Origin of the sequence: Dactylosporangium sp. NBC_01737, assembly GCF_035963215.1 — a bacterium.
GTDB lineage: Bacteria > Actinomycetota > Actinomycetes > Mycobacteriales > Micromonosporaceae > Dactylosporangium.
Genome location: NZ_CP109153.1, coordinates 877156 through 899332 on the forward strand (window position 1 = coordinate 877156; position 22177 = coordinate 899332).

14 protein-coding genes are annotated in these 22177 nt (G+C 71.4%); 4 read left to right on the forward strand and 10 right to left on the reverse strand.

The genetic code is table 11. The annotated features are described in order from the left end of the window. Positions 1 to 108: 108 nt before the first annotated feature. Both OHA72_RS03985 and OHA72_RS03990 read left to right on the forward strand, forming a co-directional pair. Positions 109 to 1956, forward strand: a complete 1848-nt coding sequence (locus OHA72_RS03985) for a 2-oxoacid:acceptor oxidoreductase subunit alpha (RefSeq protein ID WP_327006493.1) — start codon at positions 109 to 111, stop codon at positions 1954 to 1956. Continuing rightward, complete coding sequence (locus tag OHA72_RS03990) at positions 1949 to 2977, forward strand: 2-oxoacid:ferredoxin oxidoreductase subunit beta (RefSeq protein ID WP_327006494.1); 1029 nt, start codon at positions 1949 to 1951, stop codon at positions 2975 to 2977. The genes OHA72_RS03985 and OHA72_RS03990 overlap by 8 nt, the downstream gene beginning before the upstream one ends. 288 nt (positions 2978 to 3265) lie before the next feature. Here the strand turns inward: OHA72_RS03990 and OHA72_RS03995 are convergent, their stop codons facing one another. Next, on the reverse strand, positions 3266 to 5992 hold the full coding sequence (locus OHA72_RS03995) for a winged helix-turn-helix domain-containing protein (RefSeq protein WP_327006495.1): 2727 nt from the start codon (positions 5990 to 5992) through the stop codon (positions 3266 to 3268). Between the two features lie 258 nt (positions 5993 to 6250). Next, entirely contained in the window at positions 6251 to 6463 is a 213-nt protein-coding gene (locus tag OHA72_RS04000) for an FmdB family zinc ribbon protein (RefSeq protein WP_327006496.1), read from the reverse strand. A gap of 612 nt (positions 6464 to 7075) precedes the next feature. Here OHA72_RS04000 and OHA72_RS04005 point away from each other — a divergent pair. Continuing rightward, the gene (locus OHA72_RS04005) at positions 7076 to 7783 is read left to right on the forward strand and encodes a lytic transglycosylase domain-containing protein (RefSeq protein WP_327006497.1); all 708 of its coding nucleotides are present in this window, start codon (positions 7076 to 7078) and stop codon (positions 7781 to 7783) included. A 67-nt stretch (positions 7784 to 7850) separates the two neighbouring features. Beyond that, positions 7851 to 8852: a GNAT family N-acetyltransferase gene (locus OHA72_RS04010; RefSeq protein ID WP_327011452.1), complete on the forward strand. Its 1002-nt coding sequence runs from the start codon at positions 7851 to 7853 to the stop codon at positions 8850 to 8852. A 135-nt stretch (positions 8853 to 8987) separates the two neighbouring features. Here OHA72_RS04010 and OHA72_RS04015 read toward each other — a convergent pair whose 3' ends face one another. From OHA72_RS04015 to galE, 8 genes are all read right to left on the reverse strand, one after another. Beyond that, a complete protein-coding gene (locus tag OHA72_RS04015; RefSeq protein ID WP_327006498.1) occupies positions 8988 to 11090 on the reverse strand; it encodes a ThuA domain-containing protein in 2103 nt (700 codons plus the stop codon). Positions 11091 to 11150: 60 nt separating this feature from the next. Next, a complete protein-coding gene (locus tag OHA72_RS04020; RefSeq protein WP_327006499.1) occupies positions 11151 to 13958 on the reverse strand; it encodes a PQQ-dependent sugar dehydrogenase in 2808 nt (935 codons plus the stop codon). A gap of 347 nt (positions 13959 to 14305) precedes the next feature. Then, positions 14306 to 15097 (reverse strand): endo alpha-1,4 polygalactosaminidase, encoded by a 792-nt coding sequence (locus OHA72_RS04025; protein ID WP_327006500.1) that lies wholly within the window; start codon positions 15095 to 15097, stop codon positions 14306 to 14308. Positions 15098 to 15217: 120 nt separating this feature from the next. Further along, positions 15218 to 15865 carry a spherulation-specific family 4 protein gene (locus OHA72_RS04030; protein WP_327006501.1) on the reverse strand — a complete coding sequence of 216 codons (648 nt, stop codon included), beginning with the start codon at positions 15863 to 15865 and terminating at the stop codon, positions 15218 to 15220. Beyond that, positions 15862 to 17310 carry a hypothetical protein gene (locus tag OHA72_RS04035; protein WP_327006502.1) on the reverse strand — a complete coding sequence of 483 codons (1449 nt, stop codon included), beginning with the start codon at positions 17308 to 17310 and terminating at the stop codon, positions 15862 to 15864. The genes OHA72_RS04030 and OHA72_RS04035 overlap by 4 nt, the downstream gene beginning before the upstream one ends. A gap of 70 nt (positions 17311 to 17380) precedes the next feature. After that, positions 17381 to 18844 (reverse strand): GT4 family glycosyltransferase PelF, encoded by a 1464-nt coding sequence (gene pelF, locus OHA72_RS04040; protein WP_327006503.1) that lies wholly within the window; start codon positions 18842 to 18844, stop codon positions 17381 to 17383. 9 nt (positions 18845 to 18853) lie between these two features. Continuing rightward, the gene (locus tag OHA72_RS04045; RefSeq protein ID WP_327006504.1) at positions 18854 to 20896 is read right to left on the reverse strand and encodes a hypothetical protein; all 2043 of its coding nucleotides are present in this window, start codon (positions 20894 to 20896) and stop codon (positions 18854 to 18856) included. Between the two features lie 24 nt (positions 20897 to 20920). Next, positions 20921 to 21991, reverse strand: a complete 1071-nt coding sequence (gene galE, locus OHA72_RS04050; RefSeq protein ID WP_327006505.1) for a UDP-glucose 4-epimerase GalE — start codon at positions 21989 to 21991, stop codon at positions 20921 to 20923. Between the last annotated feature and the right edge of the window lie 186 nt (positions 21992 to 22177).

The following is a 22177-nucleotide window of genomic DNA, read 5'->3' on the forward strand; positions in this document are numbered from 1 at the left end:
CGGACCTTCGACGTACCCTCTGAGTGTCAAGAAGGATCGGCCGGCTCGACGACGTGGTCGCACCACCGCATCCGGAGTTCCGCCGGCTTTAACAGGAGGTCAGCTCACGTGACCAAGCAGGTCCGCCAGCTGGATCGAGTGGTCATCAGGTTCGCTGGCGACTCCGGCGACGGCATGCAGCTCACCGGTGACCGGTTCACGTCGGAAACCGCGCAGCTCGGCAACGACATCTCGACCTTGCCCAACTTCCCCGCGGAGATCCGCGCGCCCGCCGGCACCCTGCCGGGCGTGTCGAGTTTCCAGGTCCATTTCGCCGACTTCGACATCCTGACGCCGGGTGACGCGCCCAACGTCCTGGTGGCGATGAACCCCGCGGCCCTCAAGGCCAACATCGCCGACCTGCCCAAGGGCGCCTCGATCATCGTCAACACCGACGAGTTCACCAAGCGCAACCTGGCCAAGGTCGGCTACGCCAGCAACCCCCTCGAGGACGGCTCGCTCGACGGCTGGGCCGTCGCGCCCGTCGGGCTGACCTCGATGACGGTCAAGGCCCTCGAGACGCACGGCGTGTCGAAGAAGGACGCCGAGCGGGCCAAGAACATGTTCGCGCTCGGCCTGCTGTCGTGGATGTACTCACGGCCGCACGAGTCGACGCTGCGCTTCCTGGAGCGCAAGTTCGCCGCCCGGCCGGAGCTGGTCGCCGCCAACATCGCCGCCTTCAAGGCCGGGTGGAACTTCGGCGAGACGACCGAGAACTTCGCGGTCCGCTATGAGGTCAAACCGGCGAAGATGGACGCCGGCAACTATCGCAACATCACCGGCAACGCCGCGCTCGCCCTGGGTGTCGTCGCCGCTGGTGTACGAGCCGAGCTGCCGGTCTTCCTGGGTGCCTACCCGATCACCCCGGCGTCGGACATCCTGCACGAGCTGAGCAAGCACAAGAAGTTCGGCGTGACGACCGTCCAGGCCGAGGATGAGATCGCCGCGATCGGCGTGGCCCTCGGCGCCTCCTACGGCGGGGCGCTGGGCGTGACGACCACGTCGGGGCCCGGGGTCGCGCTCAAGGGCGAGACCATCTCCCTCGCCGTCGCGCTCGAGCTGCCGCTGCTGATCATCGACGTGCAGCGGGCCGGCCCGTCCACCGGCCTGCCGACCAAGACCGAGCAGGCCGACCTCAACATGGCCCTGTTCGGCCGGCACGGCGAGGCACCGGTCGCGGTCATCGCGCCCCGCTCCCCCGCCGACTGCTTCAACGCCGCGATCGAGGCCGCCAGGATCGCGCTGACCTACCGCACGCCGGTGATCCTGCTCTCCGACGGCTACATCGCCAACGGCTCCGAGCCGTGGCGGCTGCCGGAGGTCGCGGACCTGCCCGACCTGCGCACCGAGTTCGCGACCGAACCCAACGGCGAGGACGGCACCACGTTCCTGCCGTACCTGCGCGACCCGGTGACCCTGGCCCGCCCGTGGGCGGTGCCCGGCACGCCCGGCCTGGAGCACCGCATCGGCGGTCTGGAGAAGGCCGACAAGACCGGCGACATCTCCTACGACCCGGCCAACCACGACTTCATGGTGCGCACCCGCGCGGCACGGATCGAGGGCATCGAGGTGCCCGACGTGGAGGTCGAGGACCCCGACGGCACCGCCCGCGTCCTGGTGCTCGGCTGGGGCTCCACGTACGGCCCGATCGGCGCCGCTGCCAGGGCCCTGCGCCAGCGGGGGCTGCCGATCGCGCAGGCACACCTGCGGCACCTGTCGCCGCTGCCGAAGAACCTCGGCGCGGTGCTCGCGGCCTACGACAAGGTCGTCATCCCGGAGATGAACCTCGGCCAGCTGGCCGGCGTCATCCGCTCGAAGTTCCTGATCGACGCGATCGCGTACAACCAGGTCCGCGGCCTGCCCTTCACCGCCGCGGAGCTGGAGTCGGTGCTGGAGGAAGTGGTCAAGAATGCCTGAGGCGCTCAAGCTGACGACGAAGGACTTCAAGTCCGACCAGGAGGTGCGCTGGTGCCCCGGCTGCGGGGACTACGCGATCCTGGCGGCGGTCCAGTCGTTCATGCCCGAGCTCAACATCCCGCGCGAGCGGATCGTGTTCGTGTCCGGCATCGGCTGCTCGTCGCGCTTCCCGTACTACATGAACACCTACGGCATGCACTCGATCCACGGCCGCGCGCCGGCGATCGCGAGCGGCCTGTCGGTGTCCCGCCCCGACCTGTCGGTGTGGGTGGTCACCGGCGACGGCGACGCGCTGTCCATCGGCGGCAACCACCTGATCCACGCGCTGCGCCGCAACGTCAACCTGAAGATCCTGCTGTTCAACAACAAGATCTACGGCCTGACCAAGGGCCAGTACTCCCCGACGTCCGAGATCGGCAAGATCACCAAGTCGACGCCGGCGGGTTCGGCGGACTCGCCGTTCAACCCGATCTCCCTCGCCCTGGGCGCGGAGGCGAGCTTCGTCGCCCGCACCATCGACTCGGACCGCAAGCACCTGCAGTCGGTGCTGCGCGCCGCGGCCGAGCACCGCGGTTCGGCGTTCGTGGAGATCTACCAGAACTGCAACATCTTCAACGACAACGCGTTCGAGGTCCTGAAGGACCCCTCCACCAGGGACGACTACACCATCCGGCTGGAGCACGGCCAGCCGATCACGTTCGGCAAGGACGGCGAGTGGGCGGTGACGCACCCGCCGGGCGGCTTCGGCCTGTCCGTGGTGCCGACCGCCTCAGCGCCGGCCGGCGAGATCGTCGTCCACGACCAGTCCGTCGCCGAGCCGGCGTATGCGTTCGCGCTGTCCCGGCTGCCGGGCCTGGACCTGCGCAACACGCCGATCGGGGTGTTCCGCTCCGTGGAACGGCCCGCCTATGACGACCTGGTCCGCGACCAGCTCACCGCCGCGAAGGCCAAGGCGAAGGGCACTCCTGAGGAGGAGCTCGGCGCCCTGCTCAACAGCGGCGACACCTGGACGATCCTGTGAGCAACCGGCGACACGTCCGGCGCGTCTGAAGAGGTAGCACACCGATCACGTCGGTGAGCCCTCCCTGGGGTGGGGTGGCAGCGCAACGGGGTAACCCTCCGAAGCTCTGTCACTCCATCTGAGCAACCGCATTCTCCCCTCTTTCAGCAGCGCTGACTACGGCCGGTAGCGACGCCGGAGATCAATTTCCGGTGCTGCGGTAGCGTGTGGATGAACGGTCCGCGACACGTCGGCATCGCACCACATAGGGCGTCGCGTCCGTCGAACGACTACTCGACGGCGGAGAACCTACTCGACGGCGGAGAAGCGGATCGAGCCGGCGACGAGGTCGGGGTGCTCGATCGTGAGCGCGAGGGCGACCGACTCCTCCAGGCCCAGCGCACCGCCGGCGGCGTAGGCCTCGTCGAAGTCCGCGTCGCCCATCGCGGACCGCAGCGCGTCCTGCTGGTCCGTCCAGTACGTGCCGAAGCCGCCGGCCGAGCAGCGCAGCCGCACCCTCGCCGCCTGGGCCGCGCCGAACAGCCGGGCCGCGGTGCCGGTCTCGCCGGCCAGGGAGCAGCGCACCGCGATCGCCATCAGGGTCTCGCAGACGCGCAGGTGGAAGCCGAAGCTCATCCGCGAGCGCAGCGCGACGATCAGGTGGTCGTGGGCAGCGACCAGGTCGCCGCGGGACAGGGCGACCAGGCCGAGCAGCATGTCGACGGTGCGCCGGCCGCGTTCCATCGGCCGGGAGTTCTCCAGCGTCCGGGCGGACGCGAGCAGGTCAGCGGCCTCGTCGAGCGCGCCGCGGCGCCACAGCAGCTGCGCGAGGGCGTACACGGCGAAGAGCGTCTCGCCCGACACGCCCTGCTCCTCGGCGAGGGTGATGACGTCGCGGCAGATGCGTTCGGCCTCGTCGAAGCGGCCCAGGTCGAGCAGCGGCGCGCCCCGGCCGGCGAGGACCCGGGCGATGAGCCCCGGGTCGCCGGCGCGGCGGGCGGCGGCCTCGGCGCGCTGTGAGAAGCGCAGCTCCTCGACCGTCTCGCCGTCGGCGCCGGCGTGCAGCGAGTGCAGGTGGTACGCGGCCGCGAGCTCGGCGTCGGGAACGGGCTCGCCGGTGGCGCTGATCCGCTCGTACAGGCGGAACAGCCACATACGGCCCTCGCGGACCAGGCCGCGCTCCCGCCACCACTGGTCCAGTGCGCCCGCGACGGCGAGGCCCTGCCGGGCGCTGCCGCGAGTCACGGTCCAGTGCAGGGCGGCGCGCAGCTCGTCGGCGAGCGGGTCGAGGGTGTACAGGGACAGGGTGACGGGGCGCCCGTCGGTGTCGAGGTAGGCGTCGTGCGCGGCCTGCAGGCACCAGGCGACGTGCCGCTCCCTGGCGGACTCCTCCTCGCCGGCCTCCACGAGCAGCCGGGCGGCGTACGCCCGGATCGGGTCGAGCATCCTGTAGGTCGCGTTCGTGGCGCCGGCCTCGGCCTGCAGCAGCGACTTGTCGACCAGGGTGGCCAGGGGGTCCAGGGGGTCGCCGTCGTGCAGCCACTCGATGGCGGGCAGGTCGACGGGGCTGGCGAACACCGACAGCCAGCGCAGCAGCCGGGCGGCGCGTTCGTCGAGCGTCCGGTACGACCAGTCCACCGCCGCCTGCATCGTCCGGTGCCGGTCCCCCGGCTCGGCGGAGGCAGAGGCGGACGCAGAGGCAGACGCGGAGGCCCGGTCGGAGCGGACAGGGGCGCCGTGCCCGGCGTCAAGGGTGCCCAGGACGTCGTCGATGCGGTTCGCGAGCTGCGTGGCGGACAGCAGCCGCAGCCGCGCGGCCGCCAGCTCCAGCGCGAGGGGCAGCCCTTCGAGGGCCTCGGCGACCCGGGTGAGCTGGGCGATGTCGCCGGGTTCGGCGGGGCGCCCGCCACGGGCGGCGGAGGCGCGGTCGACGAGCAGCGCGACGGCGTCGCTGAACCCTCCGCCGCTGGCCGCCTCGACCGACAGCGGCGGGATCCGCCAGACGACCTCGCCGGCCAGGCCGAGCGGCTCGCGGCTGGTGGCCAGGACGGTGATCGCCGGGCCGGCGGACAGCAGCCTGGACACGAGCCGCCGGGCGGCCGGCAGCTGCGCGTCGGAGGTGTCGAGCAGGATGAGCATCCGCCGGTCGCGGGCGTGGTCGGCGAGGGTCTGGATGACGGGCCGGCCCGGTTCGGGGCGCAGCCCGACGGCGGCGGCCACGGCGACGTCGACGAGGTCGCTGGTGGCCACGGCGCTGAGGTCGGCGAACCAGACCCCGTCGCGGAACTGCTCGACGAGTTCGCCGGCGGCCTCGACGGCCAGGCGGGTCTTGCCCGCGCCGCCGGCGCCGACGACGGTCACGATGCGGTGCGTGCCGATGAGGTCACGCACGGCGGCGCGCTCGGTGGCGCGGCCGATGAACCGGGTCGTCTGCACCGGCAGGTTGTGGGCGGGCGCGTCGATGGTGCGCGGCCTCGGGAACTGGCGGTCCAGGCCGGGCGCCACCAACTGGAAGATCCGCTCGCAGCCGTCGAAGCCGCGCAGCCGGTGCAGACCCAGGTCGAGCAGGTACGCGTCGTCGGTGAGCTCACCGACGCGGGCGGCGGTCGCCGCCGAGCAGAGCACCTGGCCGCCGTGCGCGGCGGCGGCGACGCGGGCGGCGCGGTGCACCTCGGGTGAGGTGTACTCCCCGCCGTACGGCTCGGCGAAGCCGGTGTGCAGCCCCATCCTGACCTTCGGCCTGGCGTCGGTGCCGTCGCCGGCGGCCGGCCAGTCGTGCGCGGCGAGCTCGCGCTGCGCCTCGATGCAGGCGGCGAGCGCGGCCGCGGCGTCGGCGAACGCCACAAAGAGGGAATCACCCTCTGTGAAGAGTTCGACACCGTCCGCTTTGGACAGTGCGCGGCGGATCACCTGCCGGTGCTCCTGGAGCACCGGCCGATACCCCGTGCCGAGCATCTGGGCCAGTCGAGTCGAGCCCTCGATGTCGGTGAACAGGAATGTCACCAGCCCGCTGGGCAGATGCGTCCGCGCCGACACGTGAAACCTCCGCCTCCCTTTTCAGGCGTGACCCATATTTCCCCACCCAGGGGTCGCGCGCATCGTAGAAACGGTCCCCACCAGCGACCCTCAAGGTCGAGGAGACGCTGGTCCATGCAGGTCAGCAAGCATACGGGGATGAAGCTCGAGTGGGTTTCGCGTGACGTAACGACAACGTGACCTACCGAGTTGTGGCACGCGAGGCCACAACATCAAAGCCGTACGGCGACTATTGCGAAACCGACCCGTAACAATGCATCAACAACCGCACGAGCCGCCGCAGCACCCACCACCGGAAGGACGCGGCTGGGCACCTCCGGCGTTGCCACCGCCCACCGCGACGGTCGACAGCAGTTTCACCGTGTCGTCGTGACCCGACGGACACGCGGCGTTCGCGTTGGCTTCACTCATCGGCCGCTGGACTTCGAACGTGTCGCCGCAGGCCCGGCACCGGTACTCGTAACGAGGCATCCCCACAGGTTAGACGGCGGTGACACGCGCACAGGAATTCGGCAATACTCGACGTGTGGCACAGAAGCACGGTCCCGAGCCCGACGAGCGGCAACCCACCACAGTGGACACACGCTCGGTGACCGCGATCCGCCCACCGGCGCCCGACGGAGCGGCCGCAGCGGCAGATTCACCATCAAAACAGGGTAGAAGAGCGTCGAAAAGCGACGAATCGGCCACTGCGAATGGTGACCACCGTGGTCCGGACATGACACCGCCCACCGACGGTGGCTGGACGCCCCCCGAGGGCAGCCCGGCGGCGCCCCCGCAGCGGCACGTCCCCAAGCACGCCGCGAAAGAGCCTGGCGACGAGCGGCCCGGCACCACCAACCCGGCCGGCCGGCCAGGCCCGGGCGCGGCCGGCCCACGCCAGGCCCGGGCACGACCGGCCCGGTCGTCACCGTCGGCGCCGCCGCCCGCCCGCCGGGGTCGACATCCTGCAGAGCCGGCCGTCCCGCTTCGAGGGCCAGCGGGTGTGGCTGCGCCGCCCCGCCGGCCGGGCCGTCATCGCCGGGGTCGCGCTGGCGCTGATGCTCGGCGCGGCGTTCGCCGCCGGACGCTTTCGTCCCCGCCGTGGCCGAGCCGCAGGCCGGCACCTCGGCCCCGCCGCCGCCGACGGCGACGCCCGGCGCGATCGAGACCGGCGAGGCACCCGTGCCGCAGCAGCCGACCACGACGTTCACCCCGCCCGCCGGCACCCAGCAGCGCCCGTCGGACGTCCTGGCCGCCTGGGCCGGCCCGCGCGCGGTGAAGCTGGCGATCCCCCCGGTGGCGATGCAGGCGTACGGCTACGCGGAGCTGATCACCGCACGCACCACGCCGGGGTGCAAGCTGACCTGGACCACCCTCGCCGGCATCGCGAAGATCGAGTCGGACCACGGCCGGACCAACGGCTCGCTGCTGCAGGAGGACGGCAAGTCGGTGCCGCCGATCGTCGGGCCGCCGCTGGACGGGCAGAGCAACCGGCAGTCGATCAAGGACACCGACGGCGGCGCGATCGACACCGACAAGACCTGGGACCGCGCGGTCGGGCCGATGCAGTTCCTGCCGAGCACGTGGAAGCAGTACGGCGTCGACGCCGACGCCGACGGCGTGACCGACGTCAACGACATCGACGACGCGTCCCTGACCTCCGCCGCCTACCTGTGCGCCAACGGCCGTGACCTGTCCACCGTGGAGGGTTGGAACGCCGCGATCCACGCGTACAACATCCCCGAGGAGTACCGCACGGCGGTGTTCAACGCGACGAATGACTACGGCCGGCGGGACCGCACGGGGTAGATGAAGGCCACGCTCTGCGCCGCGGTACTTCCGCTGAGCCACAAAGGTAGGCAAGCTTGACTCCGTGATGGTGCGCGAGTGGGACCCAGGGACCGCGTCCGCGGCCGAGATCGAGGCAGTGCTGCGGGCGCTGAACGAAATCGTGGCGCACGACGTACCGGAGGATCCGCCGTGGCGTGACATCAAGTTCCGGGAATATCTCGCGGTGACGATGCCCGGTGAGCGGCGCACGTCCTGGCTGGCCGTCGACGAGTCCGGCGGGGTGCTCGGCCACGCGAGCCTGCTCGCGCTGGAGGAGATCGGCGTGCTGGAGCTGTCGGTGCGCCCGGCGGCCCGCCGCGGCCATGTCGGCACGGCCCTGCTCGCGGCGGTGGCCCGCCGCGCCGCCGAGGAGGGGTTCGAGTCGGTCGGCGTCGAGGTGATCGGTGGCACGCCGAGCATCAAGTTCTTCGAGTCGTTCGGCTTCGAGTGCGCGTTCATCGAGCAGCGCAACCTGCTGGACCTCGGCGGCGTCGACTGGCTGCGGCTGGGTGAGATGGCCGCCGGCATCGGTGCGGGCTACCGGGTCGAATATCACCCGGGCGGTCCCCCGGAGCAGCACTACGCGGCCTACGCGGCGGCCAAGGAGGCGGCCAGGGCCTCGGTCGTGGAGGATCTGGCGCTGCGACCCAGCTCCTATGACGCGGAGCGTCTGCGGGCCAGCCTGGCGACGCTGCACGCGCGCGGCCTGAAGCCGTACATCGTCCTGGCGGTGCACGAGGCGTCCGACACGATCGCCGGCCTCACCGAGGTCGTGGTGCCCGCGCAGCGGCCGACCCGCGCGGACCAGTACGACACGATCGAGGTGCCCGCGCACCGCGGCTACGGCATCAGCCGGGCGATCAAGGCCAGGATGCTGTTCGAGCTGCGGGCCGCGGAGCCGCACCTGCTGGACGTGCAGACCTGGAACGCGACGGAGAACGAGCCGCTGCTGAAGGTCAACGCGGAGCTGGGCTTCAAACCCGACCGGGAGTGGCGCGAGTACGACGCCGACGTCATCGACCTGCTGCGGCGGCTGAAGAACGCCTGAGGCGCAACGCGCCCGGATAAACGGATCAGCTGGGTGCCCAGGGACCTTGGACGAAGGTACCTTCGGCGCAGCCAGCCGCCACCGGCAAACGAAGGGGGCCCCGGGACGGTCCCGAGGCCCCCTTCGACCCGATTGCTACGGAAGGATCCACTTCTGGTTCGCCGGCGGGCCGGCGACGCACGTCCACAGGTGCACGACGGTGCTGTCCGCGGAGTTGTTGCCGGACACGTCCAGGCACTTGCCGGACTGCGGGTTGCGCAGCGTGCCGTCGGCGTTCGGCGCCCAGTTCTGCGCACCGGAGCCGTTGCACGTCCACAGCTGGATCTTCGTGCCGTCGGCGCTGCCGCCACCCGACACGTCCAGGCACTTGCCCAGCGCCCGCAGCGTCTGGCCGTTGCGGGTCCAGGTCTGCGCGGCCGAGCTGTTGCAGGTGTAGATCTGGATCTGGGTGCCGTCGGCGGTGCCGCTGCTGCGCACGTCGAGGCACTTGCCGGCGAGACCCTTGATGGGTCCGACGCCGGTCGGCGTCGAGGTCTTCACGAACGTGATGTCGTCGACGTCGAAGAGGCCGGTGCCGGTGCCGGTGAACGTGAGGAAGATGTTCGCGTTGCCGGACGGGACGCCGGTCAGCGTGGTCGTCACGTTGGCGTAGGTGTCCCAGTTGCCGGTGTTCGGCACGTTGACGGTGCCCAGCACGGTGCCGGTCTGCGAGCCGTTGCGGATCTGGATCTGGCCGCCGGGGCCGCCGGAGACGACCCGCGCCCGGAAGGACGTGGCACCGCCGACGTTGACGCCGTTGTACCCGGCCCAGTCGCCCGGGTCGATGTAGCCGAGGGTCTGGCCGTTGTTGGCGCCGGCCTTCGTGAACGCCTGCGCGCCGTTGACGGAGCTGAACGACTCGGCCTGCACGGTCACGTCGGTCGACGGGGTACCGCCGAGGTCCTTGATCCGCACGTTGCGGAACGAGGCCGTGTCGCCGGTGCCGTGGTTCTGGATGCCGATGTACCCGTCGAGGTTGCGGTTCGCGTCGGTGTTGGTGAAGTCGTTGATCAGCGTGCCGTTGAGGTACACCCGGATCCGCTGGCCCTCCACGAGCAGCTCGTAGGTGTTCCACTCGCCGGCCGGGTTGAGCGCCGCGTCGCGGGCCGCGATGTCGGCGGACTTGAACGTGTAGATGGCGCCGGTGGTGCGGTCGGCGGCGTCGGTCGCGTCGATCTGGATCTCGTACCCCTGGTTGACGGCGACCCACGGGTCGCTGCCGGGGTTCGGGAAGCCGACGAAGATGCCGGTGTTGCTGTCGCCGGTGAGCCGCCAGTCCGCCTTCAGCGAGTACGAGGTGTACTGCTTCGCGCTGTACCAGAACAGGCCCATGCCACCGACGGAGGTCAGCGTGGCGTCGGAGTTGGTGAAGCTGCCGGGGCCGGACTGCGACCAGCCGGTGGTGGAGCCGTTGTAGAGGGCGGTGTAGCCGCTCTCGGGGCGGCAGTCGGCCTTGGCGCGCTTCGAGGCGTAGCGGATGCCGCCGAGGAGCTCGTTGCGGAAGTTGCCGTCCGCGTAGGACTCCTGGGTGTGCCCGAAACCGGTGTAGAACGAGCGGCCGCTGTCGATCGTCTTGCACCAGGTGATCGGGTGGTCGGCGCCCATCGTGCCGCCGGAGTAGGACGACTCGTCCAGCGTGGCCAGGACCCGGGCGGTGGCGCGCGGGTTGCTCTGGTAGTTGTACAGCTCGTCGGTGCGGGTCCAGGTCTGCGGCAGGTGCGCCGTGGCCGGGTGGGCCCGGTTCTCGGTCTTCGAGTTGACCTGTTGGATCGCCGGGTGCGAGGAGAACCACGCGCCGACGAGCGTGCCGTAGAACGGCCAGCTGTACTCGGTGTCGGCGGCCGCGTGGACGCCGACGTACCCGCCGCCGCCGCGCACGTAGGACTCGAACGCGGTCTGCTGGGTGTCGTTGAGCACGTCGCCGGTGGTGTTGAGGAACACGACCGCCTCGTACTGGGCGAGGTTGCCGGTCGTGAACGCGGCGGCGTCCTCGGTGGCGGTGACGGTGAAGTTGTTCGCCGCGCCCAGCTGCTGGATCGCGGTGATGCCGGCCGGGATGGCGTCGTGGCGGAACCCGGCGGTCTTGGAGAACACGAGCACGTCGTAGGGCGCGTCGGCGGCGACGGCCTGGGTGGCGGCGGACAGGGTGCATGCGGTGAGAGCGATGGCGGCGCCCACACCGGCGAGGATTCTGCGCACGGAATCTCCTTATCAGGGAGGGAGGCGCCCGTGTGGCGGCACGGGCGCCCGATCACCTCGTTAGGGCAGGGTCCACTTCTGGTTCGCCGGCGGGCCGGCGACGCACGTCCACAGGTGCACGACGGTGCTGTCCGCGGAGTTGTTGCCGGACACGTCCAGGCACTTGCCGGACTGCGGGTTGCGCAGCGTGCCGTCGGCGTTCGGCGCCCAGTTCTGCGCACCGGAGCCGTTGCACGTCCACAGCTGGATCTTCGTGCCGTCGGCGCTGCCGCCACCCGACACGTCCAGGCACTTGCCGAGGGCCTGCAGCGTCTGACCGCTGCGGGTCCAGGTCTGTGCGAGGGTGCCGTTGCAGGTGTACAGCTGGATCTGCGTGCCGTCGGCGGTGGCTGCGCCGCGCACGTCGAGGCACTTGCCGGCCAGGCCCTTCACGGGGCCGATCCCGCTGCTGCTGGTCGTGAACGTGAAGCTGTCCAGGTCCAGCAGGGCCGCGGTGCCCGTGCCGGCGAACGTCACGTACAGCGACGTGGTGCCGGCGGGTGGGCTGGTGATCGGCACGGTGACCGTCGTGAACGTCTCCCACGAGCCGGTGACCGGGATCGTGGCGGAGCCGATGACGGTGCCGGTCGGTGAGCCGGTGCGGAACTGCACGGTGCCGCCGGTACCCCCGGACGACGCCCGCACCAGCACGGAGGTGGCGTTGTTCACCTTGTACGGGTCGAACTCGATCCAGTCGCCGTTGTTGATGTCGCCGACCGTCTTGCCGCCCTCGGCGGTCGTCTTGGTGAAGGTGTTGATGCCCGAGGAGGTCTTGAAGTGCTCCGCCTGGCGGTGGCGGGGTTGCAGGATGTTCTGCGCGTGCACGGTCAGGCCGCCGTTGTCGGTGTAGGACGCGTCGAAGATCGGGAAGATGTTCGCCGCGTCGTCGTGCTCACCGTCGACCGGGATGGTGATCGTGCCGGAGCACCCGGTCTGGGACGTGATCTGGTGCGCGTGCTGGTCGTGGCCGAGGACGTAGGTCATCGTGATCCTGGAGCAGGTGATCGCCCCGTCCTCGGGGTCGCTGACCGTGACGCTCCACGGCACGCTGTCGCCGAAGGACACCAGCTGCCCCGACGCCGGTGCGTTGATCGTGACCGTCGGCGCGGTGTTGCCGACGCTGATCAGCACGCTCGACGTGGCGGGGGCGTTCTGGTTGTCCCGCACCGTCAGGGTCGCGTTGTAGGTCCCGTTCGTGGTGTACGTGTACGACGGGTTCGCCGCGGTCGAGTCCTGGGTGCCGTTGCCGTCGAAGTCCCACGAGTAGGTCAGCGGCCCGCCCTCGGGGTCGCTGGACCCTGCGGAGGAGAACGTCACGGCGAGGGGTGCCACGCCCGAGGTCTTGTTCGCGCTCGCCACCGCGGTCGGCGCCCGGTTGCCGCCGCCCACGTAGTCGTAGCGGTACAGCGCCGAGTTGGCGTCGCCGTTGAAATAGCCGGTGCCGTAGTCCAGCACGTACAGCGCGCCGTCCGGGCCGAACTGCAGGTCCATGACCTGCTTGCCGTTCCACGGGAACGTGTCGATCGCGCCGCGGGTGCCGTCGCTGTTGACGACGATCGGCTTGATCCAGCCGCGGCCGAACTCACCGGCGAAGAACATGCCGTTGAACGCCGCCGGGAACTTCGTGGCCGACGGGTTCGCCGCGTCGTAGCGGTACACCGGACCGGCCATCGGCGACTCGGAGCCGCCACCGAACTCGGTGGGGGTACCGGCGTCGCCGCCGTAGCGGATCCAGGCGGGACGGGCCGCGGGGAGCGTGCCCTGCCCGGTGTTGCGGAACGAGTTGTTCGTCGGCCCGCCGGCGCAGTTGTACTTGGCGCCGCCGGTGTTCGCGGCGAAGTCCCACTCGTTGTAGATCTCGTTGGTGGTGTTGGTGCCGGTGCAGTACGGCCAGCCGTAGTTGCCCGGCGACGTGATCCGGTTGAACTCCACCTGCCCGGACGGCCCGCGGGTCGAGCTGGTGGTGCCGGCGTCGGGGCCGTAGTCGCCGACGTAGATCACGCCGGTGGCCTTGTCGACGCTCATCCGGTACGGGTTGCGGAAGCCCATCGCGTAGATCTCGGGCCGCGTGTTCGCCGTGCCCGACGGGAACAGGTTGCCCGACGGGATCGAGTACGTGCCGTTGGCGTTGACCTTGATCCGCAGGATCTTGCCCCGCAGGTCGTTGGTGTTGCCCGCGGAGCGCTGCGCGTCGTACGCCGGGTTCCGGTTCGTCCGCTCGTCCAGCGGCGAGTAGCCCGCGGAGTCGAACGGGTTGGAGTCGTCGCCGGTGGACAGGTACAGGTTGCCGGCCGCGTCGAAGTCGATGTCACCGCCGACGTGGCAGCAGATGCCCCGGTTGGCGGGCACGTCCAGGATGTTGACCTGGCTGCTCATGTTGACGGTGAAGTTCGCGTTGAGCGTGAACCGGGAGAGGCGGTTGACCCCGGTCCAGGTGGCCCAGTCGGTGGCGGTGCCGGTGGCGGGCGCGTCACCGCTGGGCGTGCTCAGCGGCGGCGCGTAGTACAGGTAGATGAACCTGTTGGTGGCGAAGTTCGGGTCGGCCGCGACGCCCTGCAGGCCTTCCTCGTCGTGGGTGTAGACGGGGATGTTGCCGATCACGGTGGTGGTGCCGTTGGCGTCGGTGCGCCGCAGCGTGCCGTTGCGGGCCGTGTGCAGCACGGAACGGTCCGGCAGCACGGAGATGGTGAGCGGCTCGCCGACCTCGGCCTCACCCTTCGCGAGGGTGACCTGCTGGAAGTCGGCCGGGTTGATCGCCGCCGCAGCGGACGCGGCCTGGACGACGAGGGCGCTGATGCTCGCCGAGACAAGAAGCAGGGCGGCACCCATCGGCCGCCATCGATGACGTGAGGGCTGTTGGTTCACTGTGGTCCCTTCCTGACTGAACGTGCCAGGCAGGGCGCGCGCCGCCGCGCCGGATGCCGTATGCCTCCGCAACACGGGGATGTCCATCGATGTATCCACTGCCGACGGATAACATTGATGAAACACTCCAGTGTCGTGCAGGACACACTAGGAGCTTCGAACCAACCTGTCCATACTTTCGGTCGCCTTGGCATGAACTTTTGTTCCGCTAACCAAAAGTCACAATCTGCTACCCGGCGTGCTGCCACCTCGCGCATGATCGAATGCCGTTTCCGGCCGCGCAGCGCGCCGCGACCGGGCCGAGCTCCGTGTCAACAAACCTGGCGCCACGCGTCGAGGTCCTGCTTCTTCTTCATCGAGGAGAAGCGCAGGGCGGTGGTCTTCGGGCAGAACTTCGCGGTGTCGACGTCATACTCGACGTGGAAGACCGGCTTGCCCGCGGCGATGAACACCTTCAGGGTGTCGCACTCGTCGTAGTGGGCGCACTCCTCGTTGACCGCGAAGTCGAACGCCGGCTCCAGCGCCTGAGCCTGCTCGACGTCGTTCTTCAGGCCCACGCCGAGGCCGAGGCGGTGTGCGAGGTCGGCGACGCGGCGGTTGAACGTCAACTGGTCCGCGGCGGTCAGCGGGAAGCCGCTGTTGTTGGCGTAGCCGTCGACGTTGTCGGGCTCGACCGCGTCGAAGCCCTTGTCCTTGCACACCTTGAACCTGGCTTCCAGCAGCGGTGCGAGGGTGTCCCAGCGGCGGATGTCGAGCCACTTCTCCCCCGGCCAGCCCTCCAGGCCCCTGCCGCGCACCGACTCGGGGAAGTTGCCGGCGTCGGCGCGGAAGTCCTCGTGGGCGCCGACGTTGACGTAGCAGATGACGCGCCGGCCGGCGGCCTTCAGGCGAGCGACGTCGGCGGCGGAGGTGGTGACCGCGTCGACGTCGTACACGTCCACGGCGACGGACGGGTCGAGGGTGCCCGTCAGCTGCCACTGCCAGGTGACCCCGACCGCCGGTTTCCACCAGCCGGCGGGGGCGGCGCCGGGCGGGGAGCCGGACACGGACGCGGACGGCGACGGCGACGCGGAGCCCAGGCCGCCGAAGCCTGACGGCGGCACGGCGGCGGTGCGGGGCGCCGCGGCCCTCGTCGGGGTCGTCGTCGCCGCTGGTGCACGCGGCCGCGTACAGCACGGTCAGCAGCACGAGCGCGCACAGTGCGGCCCGGAGCCGGCGGTCGGTCACCGCGCCGCCGCCCGCTCGCGCACGACCGTCGGGATGCCTTCGTAGGGCAGGGGCGCGACGAGGTCGGTGACGAGGCCGTGCGGCGCGCGGGACAGCAGCAGCGCGGTCGCGGCGCCGACGCGTTCGGTCGGCACGCCGTAGACGAGGTGCGCGGCGTTGGGCCAGTCGCGGCCGTCGGGCAGGCCGTACGCCGGGGGTGCGTCCACATAGGACTCCCAGGAGCCCTCGAAGGTGCACACGACGTCGGCCAGGTCGGCGTAGCCGGGCAGGCACCTGGTCCCCGGGTTGAGCACCACCGATCCTCGCACCGCCCGCACCACCTGCGTCACGTAGGCCAGACCGGCGGCGTCCGCCGGCACCTGGTCGAAGAAGATACCGCCGACCGGATACCGCGCCCACCCTACGATGTCGCACCACACCTCGCCGTTGGCGCGGTTGCCGTAGTCGAGGTCGACGTAGCCGAGCATCCGGACGCCGCAGCGGTGCAGGCGGGCCGTGGCGACCGCGTACACCTCGTCGCGGCCGGCGCCGCCGGGTCCGTTGTGGACGTTGACGATCGTCGTCGGCCGTTCGGTGCTGCGGCACAGCGACTCCCACGCGTCGGGGTCGACGAGCGGATGGACGTACAGCGGCAGGAGCATCATCGGTAACTCTCCGGGTCACGCAGGACGAGCGCCGCGACGGCGAGGCCGGGCAGGCCGGCTCCGAGCAGGGTCGCGACGGCGAGGGTTTCGGTGAACGTGGGCGCCACGTGCACCAGGGCGGGTGCCCAGTGGCCGACGCCCGCGACGAGCAGCGTCGGCCACCAGACGACGAGCGCGGCGGTGCCGGCCCGGCCGTGTGCGGCCAGGACCAGGCACAGCGCGTACACGCCGGTGAGCAGGATCGCGGCGGCCAGGGACTGCCCGCCGGGGCCGCTGACGCCGACCCAGACCGCGCCGGCGATCGCGGCGCCGAGCCCGACGGGGACGCAGAGGACCGCGACGGTGCCCTTGCTGATGCGGGCGAGCCGGCGGTCGAACGCGGCCCGGTCGGCGAGGACGGCCCGCGCGTACGCGACGCGCCGCTGATGCCACACCAGGGTCAGTTCGATCAGCGGCACCCCGACGAGCAGCGGCACCGCCGCGACCGGGACGCGGTGCGGCGCGATCCCGTCGAGGGCGACCGCCCCGAGCAGCGCCGCCTGGCCGGTGCCGACGAGGCCGTAGAGCAGCGCGTAGCCGATGTCGCCGCCCCATGACCGCCACCGCCGCCACGGCATCCGGCCGCTGACGTCGGCGCCGACGACCGGCCGGAACGCGGCGACCAGCAGCGCCGCGACCCCGCACAGCAGCGCCGGCACCGCCCAGCCGCCGAGTCCCGCGGCGACGGCGGCGGTCGCGACCCAGCACGGGTCGTGCTCGTCGCGGCTGGTGACAAGGGCGACGGCGGCGACCGCGAACAGCGCCAGTTGCACCGCGGCGATCGTGTACGCCCGCGGCCCGGCGCCGGCGAGCACCAGCGTGAGTGCCAGGGCCCACACGGCGGCGAGGCCGAGGAACCCGCCGCCGAGGAGCCGGGCGGCGGCGGTGACACCCTGCTCCGACAGCGCCCGGTAGCCGAGGTAGGACAGGGCCTGGCCGCCGCCCCAGCCGAGCAGGAGCGTCCCGGTGGTCGCGAGCCGCGGCACACCGTCCACTTCGGACGCCGCGCCGAGCCCGATCGCCAGGGGGGTCAGGTAGATCGCGGCCCGCACGAGGGTGTCGGTGACGACGGAGCGGACCGTCGGCCCCTCATCGACGAACGCGGAGTGCGTGACCGTTTCGGCGGTGTCGAGGGTACGGGCGACGACCCGCCCGGCCAGCGCGAACACCGACGGCACGCCGTACTCCCGGTCGGCGACGCGGTCGTTGATGCCGTTGGCCTCGAGGATCGCGGCGACCTCGTCGACGTCGACGGCGCCGGCGCAGTCCTCGCGCATCTGGTCGGCGAGCGCGGCGACCGGGTCGGTCGAGGCACGCCCGACGAAGCGCAGCGGCTCGCCGCGCTCCAGTGCGGACAGCCGCGCCCGCCGCTGCATGGGCACCACCAGCAGCGAATCCGCGCTCACATCACCACCTCCGCTGCGCCGCGCTGCGCACCTGCCACCGCCACCTCCGCCGGGCTGTGTTCCGGACCGCTCACACCGCCACCAGCACGCCGTCACGCACGGGCGCGCAGGCGGTGGCGCGGCCGCCCGTCAGGTCCAGGTACCGGCCGCGGTACGCGGTCAGGCAGCGGTCCAGGGTGTACTCGTCCAGGGCCCGCTGCCGGCCGTTGCGTCCGGTCGCGGCCCGCAGGTCCGGTGAGGTGAGCAGTGCGATGCACGCCTCACCGAACGCCTGCGGGTCGCGTGGCGGCACGACCAGGCCGGCGTCGCCGACGGCCTCGGCGACGCCGCCGACGTCGGTGCTGACCGTCGGCCGGCCGCACATCATCGCCTCCAGCACCGTGTACGGCATGCCCTCGGAGATGCTGGACAGCGCCGCGACCTGCCCGACGGCGAACGCGTCGCGGCTCGACGAGCACGGACCGGCCCACGTGACCGCGTCGGCGAGTCCCAGGCCGGCGGCGGTGGCCCGGCACGCGGCGGCGTACGCCTCGTTGCCGGCAGGGACGGGGCCGGCGAGGTGGAGCCGGGCGTCGGGCACCTTCGCCCGGACCACGCCGAGGGCGCGGATGAGCGTCTCGAGGTCCTTGAGCGGGTCGATCCGCCCGACCCAGGAGATGACCGGTCCGGCGGGTTCCTCCGTGAGCGCCGGGAAGCGGGCCGGGTCGACGCCGTTGCCGATGACGGCGAGTTTCGCCGGGTCGGCGCCGTGACGCACCGCCCACCGCGAGTTGAACCCGCTGACCGGGGTGATGAGGTCCGACTCCCAGTACGACAGCCGCGCCAGGGCCCGGTGGAAGCGCAGCAGCGCCGTCTTCACCCCGGGTGCCTGGTCGCCGGAGGCGAGGTACCGCTCACGCAGGTACACGCCGTGCTCCGTCATCAGGAACGGCACGCCGCTGCGCCACTTCGCGGCCAGGGCGACCATCGAGGACAGGCCGTTGGCGTTGGCGTGGACGAGGTCCGTGCCGGCGGGGATCTCGGCGGCCAGCGGGCGCAGTGCGTGCTCCAGCAGTACACCGGCGACGTCGGCGTCACGCAGCGTCAGGCGTGGCAGGTGGATGCCGTCGGCTCTGGCCCGCGCCCACGCGTCCAGCAGGATGTCCGCGAGGCGGACCCCGGCGAGGGGGTGGCGGCCGGTGCGCGCGGGCAGGAACCGGCCCGGGCGGGGCCGCGCGAGCTCGGCGAGCTCACGCAGCCCCTCGGTGAAGACGACCAGGTCGGCCGCGGTGTCGCCGAGCATCCCCCGGCACAGCCTCGCGGCGGCCCGTTCTGGCTTGCCGCGGACCGGGCGGGCGGTGCCCCAGACCGGGACCGCGGTCAGTGACCGGACGTTGCCGGGCAGCCGCACCGCGGGCCGGTCCGGTTCGGTGCCGACGATGGCCACGAGCTCCCAGTCCACATCGGACAGTCCACGCACCAGTTGGTCGCACCAGGTGCTGACGCCGCCGGTGACGTACGGGTAGGTGCCTTCGTTGACGAGCGCGACACGCACGGCCCGACCTCAGCTGCTCAGGCGGAGCAGCTGCGTCGCGTTGCGGCCGAGGCTCCGCCAGGCGGAGCGTTCCCCGCCGTAGGGGTCGCCGAAGTTGCCGCCCGTGACCTCGATGCCCAGCACCGACATGGCGATGAGTTTGGTGCCGTTGGGCACGGTGACCGGCACGTCGAGGGTGCCGCTGCCCCGGTTGACGACGGTGACCTTGCCGTCGAGGGTGTACACCTCCACGGACCGGGCCCGCAGCGCCGCCGCCCAGGCCGCCTGCCGCTTGTTCTGCAGCGCGGTCTCGGCGAACTTCGGGTTCACGATCGGGGTGGCGGTGGTGTACGTGGCCGCGTACCGGGCGAGGACCGCGTCGAGCACCGGGTAGAGGATGCGGTCCTCGGCCAGGTTCGACTGGTGCGCGTAGTGCGGCGCCGGACTGGTGGAGACCAGGTGGTCGTAGGCGATGCGGGCCTCGATCGGCACGATGTAGGTGTCGAACCCGTCCGCGCCGAGTGGCGTGATGCAGGTGGAGGCGGCGTTGTTCTCGCAGATTCCGCTGCCGCCGTGCGCCCGGCTGGTGTAGATCCAGTTGTATTCGTCGACCTCTTCGGCCCTGGTGGCCACGTTGTAGTAGATGTTCATGGGGTACCGGGGCACCGTCACGGCGTTGCCGACGGCGCGCGTGGTCTGCTCGCGGGAGGCGTCGGACGCGATGTACTTGACGCCGTTGGTGTTCAGCGCCGGTGCGAGGTTCGGGTTGTCCGCCGGCATCTGCGGCCACGTCTTGAGCCCGGAGTGCTCGCCGGTGACGAGTTCGCCGGCGTCGACGGTGATGCCCTTGCCCTTGGCCCAGTCGACGTTGGTCTTGATCTGGGTGTTGATGTCGGCCTGCGACACCCATTTCGTGGCGCCGTAGCCGTCGGTCGCGCACTTCCACGGTGACACCGTGAAGTCCTGGACGCAGCCGAGGTACGGGTGCTCGTAGGTGTGGTTGATCCAGCGGAACTGGGTCCGGTTGCTCACCATCGCGGTCGTCAGCGGGTCGCCGGCGCCGGCCTCGACGCTGCCGCCGCCGTTGAAGACGACGTCGAGCTTCAGGCCCTTGGCCTGCTGCCAGGCGATGAGGGCCTGCACGTCGGCGGGTGTCATGCGGATCGTGGTGTTGTACGGCGTCACGGTCGGGTCGTGGGCCGGGTTGCAGTCGTCGCCGACGGTGCAGTTGTGGGTGGTGTCCCACCGGTCGTCGGGCAGGAACACGTCGTCGATGTGGACGCTGAAGAAGTTGCGGGTGATGCCGAGGTGGATGCCCTTGGTGAGCCACGTGACCAGGCCGTGGCCGAGTTCCAGCGCGTGCGTCTGGTACCGGTTCGCGGCGAGCGTGACGACGAGTTCCTCGCGGCCGTCGTGGGCGTAGACACCCACCAGGGAGCCGGTCGGGGCGTTCTGCGCCGTTCCGGTGACGAGCGGGGTGAACGTCGCCCCGGCCGGCAGGGTGCTGGCCGGCGTGCCGAAGTAGCCGTAGGACTCGATGACGCCCGGGTCGCGGTCGTCGATGCGGACGGTGCCGTCGAGGTAGCCGAAGCCGGCGGCCTTGCCGGCGTCGGTGACGTTCATCGTGGCGCCGTCCAGGACGCCGCTCCAGGCGAGGTCCTGGCCGACGTTCGGGTTCGCCCACGTGTACGCGTCGATCTGGCGGATCTTGAACTCGCGTTCGAAGTCGGCGAGCGCGGTCGCCTCGGTGCCGGTGACCGCGCTCTCGTTGGGCACGATCACGCCCTGGAACTTGGCCCGGCGCACGCCGCTGACGGAGTCGGCGAGGAACGCGGGGGTGATCGCCTGCCGGCCGCTGTCGCCGAGGGCGATCGCGTCGAAGGGGACGCCTTCGCGGTCGAGCTGGGCGCGGAGCATGTCGATGCCGGTGCTGCCGTCGTCGAGCACGAGGACCCGCAGGTCGACGCGCTGCCTGGGTTCGGCGGCGAGGGCCGGTGAGGCGACGAGGAGGCCGGTGAGGGCGACGAGCGCGCAGGCGCCGGCGAGTGCTCGCCGTCGGGTCTGGAACTTCAACGTGCTGCTCCTTCGGGCGGGGGCTTAGCGTTGGGTGTTTTTGAGCTTGTTCCTGGATTTCTGTCCGGTATGGGTTTCGGGTGCGGTCGCAGTGGCGGTGCCGGTCGCGCTGTGCTTGCCGGCGGCGCTGTGCCGTCCGGGTGGGCTGTGGTCGCCAGCCGCGCTGCGGACGATGTCGTCGAGGTCGTGGCGGGCGTGCCAGCCGAGCAGGTCGCGGATGCGGTCCGGTGAGGCGACGACCTCGGCCGGGTCGCCGGCGCGGCGGGGCGCGGCCGCGTACGGCAGCGGGCGGCCGAGCGCGGCGGCGACGGCGTCGATCATCTGCAGCACGGAGGCGCCCTCGCCGCGGCCGATGTTGAGCACCTCGTCGCGGATCTCGCCGCGGTGCAGTGCCAGCGCCGCGCGGACGTGCGCGTCGGCGATGTCGGCGACGTGGACGTAGTCCCGCACGGCGGTGCCGTCGGCCGTCGGGTAGTCGGTGCCGTAAACGGTGGCGGGCCGGCCCGCGGCGGCGGCCTGCAGCAGCCGCGGCACGAGGTTGGTGCCGCCGTGGTCCCGCAGGTGGGGGGCGCCGGCGCCGGCGACGTTGAAGTAGCGCAGCGCGCACCAGCGGAACCCGCCGCTGGCGGCCGCGTCGCGCAGCATCCACTCGCCGATCAGCTTCGTGCGGCCGTACGCGTTCTCGGGGGTCGTGACGTCCAGCTCGCCGACCGGGGAGCGCAGGGGCGTGCCGTACACCGCGGCGCTGGAGGAGAACAGCACCGAGGGTGTGCCGCTGATGGCGACGGCGTCCAGGACGGACCGCAGCCCGTCGAGGTTCTCCTCGTAGTAGCGCAGCGGGTGGGTGGTCGACTCGGCGACGTCCTTGCGGGCGGCCAGGTGGATGACGCCGTCGAACCGGTGGCGGCGGAACAGGTCCTCCAGCGCGCCGCCGTCGCGCACGTCGGCGCGGACCAGTGGCACGCCGGCCGGCAGGCGCCGGGCGTCGCCGGTCGACAGGTCGTCGATGACGACCGATTCGATGCCGGACGCGCCGAGGGCGGCGACGACGTGCGCGCCGATGTACCCGGCGCCTCCAGTGACAAGCCATCTCACGGTGGGGGCAACGAGGGTGTATCACTACGAATCGGGCAACTGTCGTATTCCTGACAGAACGAGCACCCGAAAGTCCGACGGAAGTCCCTCCACGGGTCCCGTAACCCAGTGTCGCCGACGACCCGACCTGCGCGTTTGCAAACACGCCCAAAATGCCCGAAATGTACGTCGTGCGGTGAGTGAGGC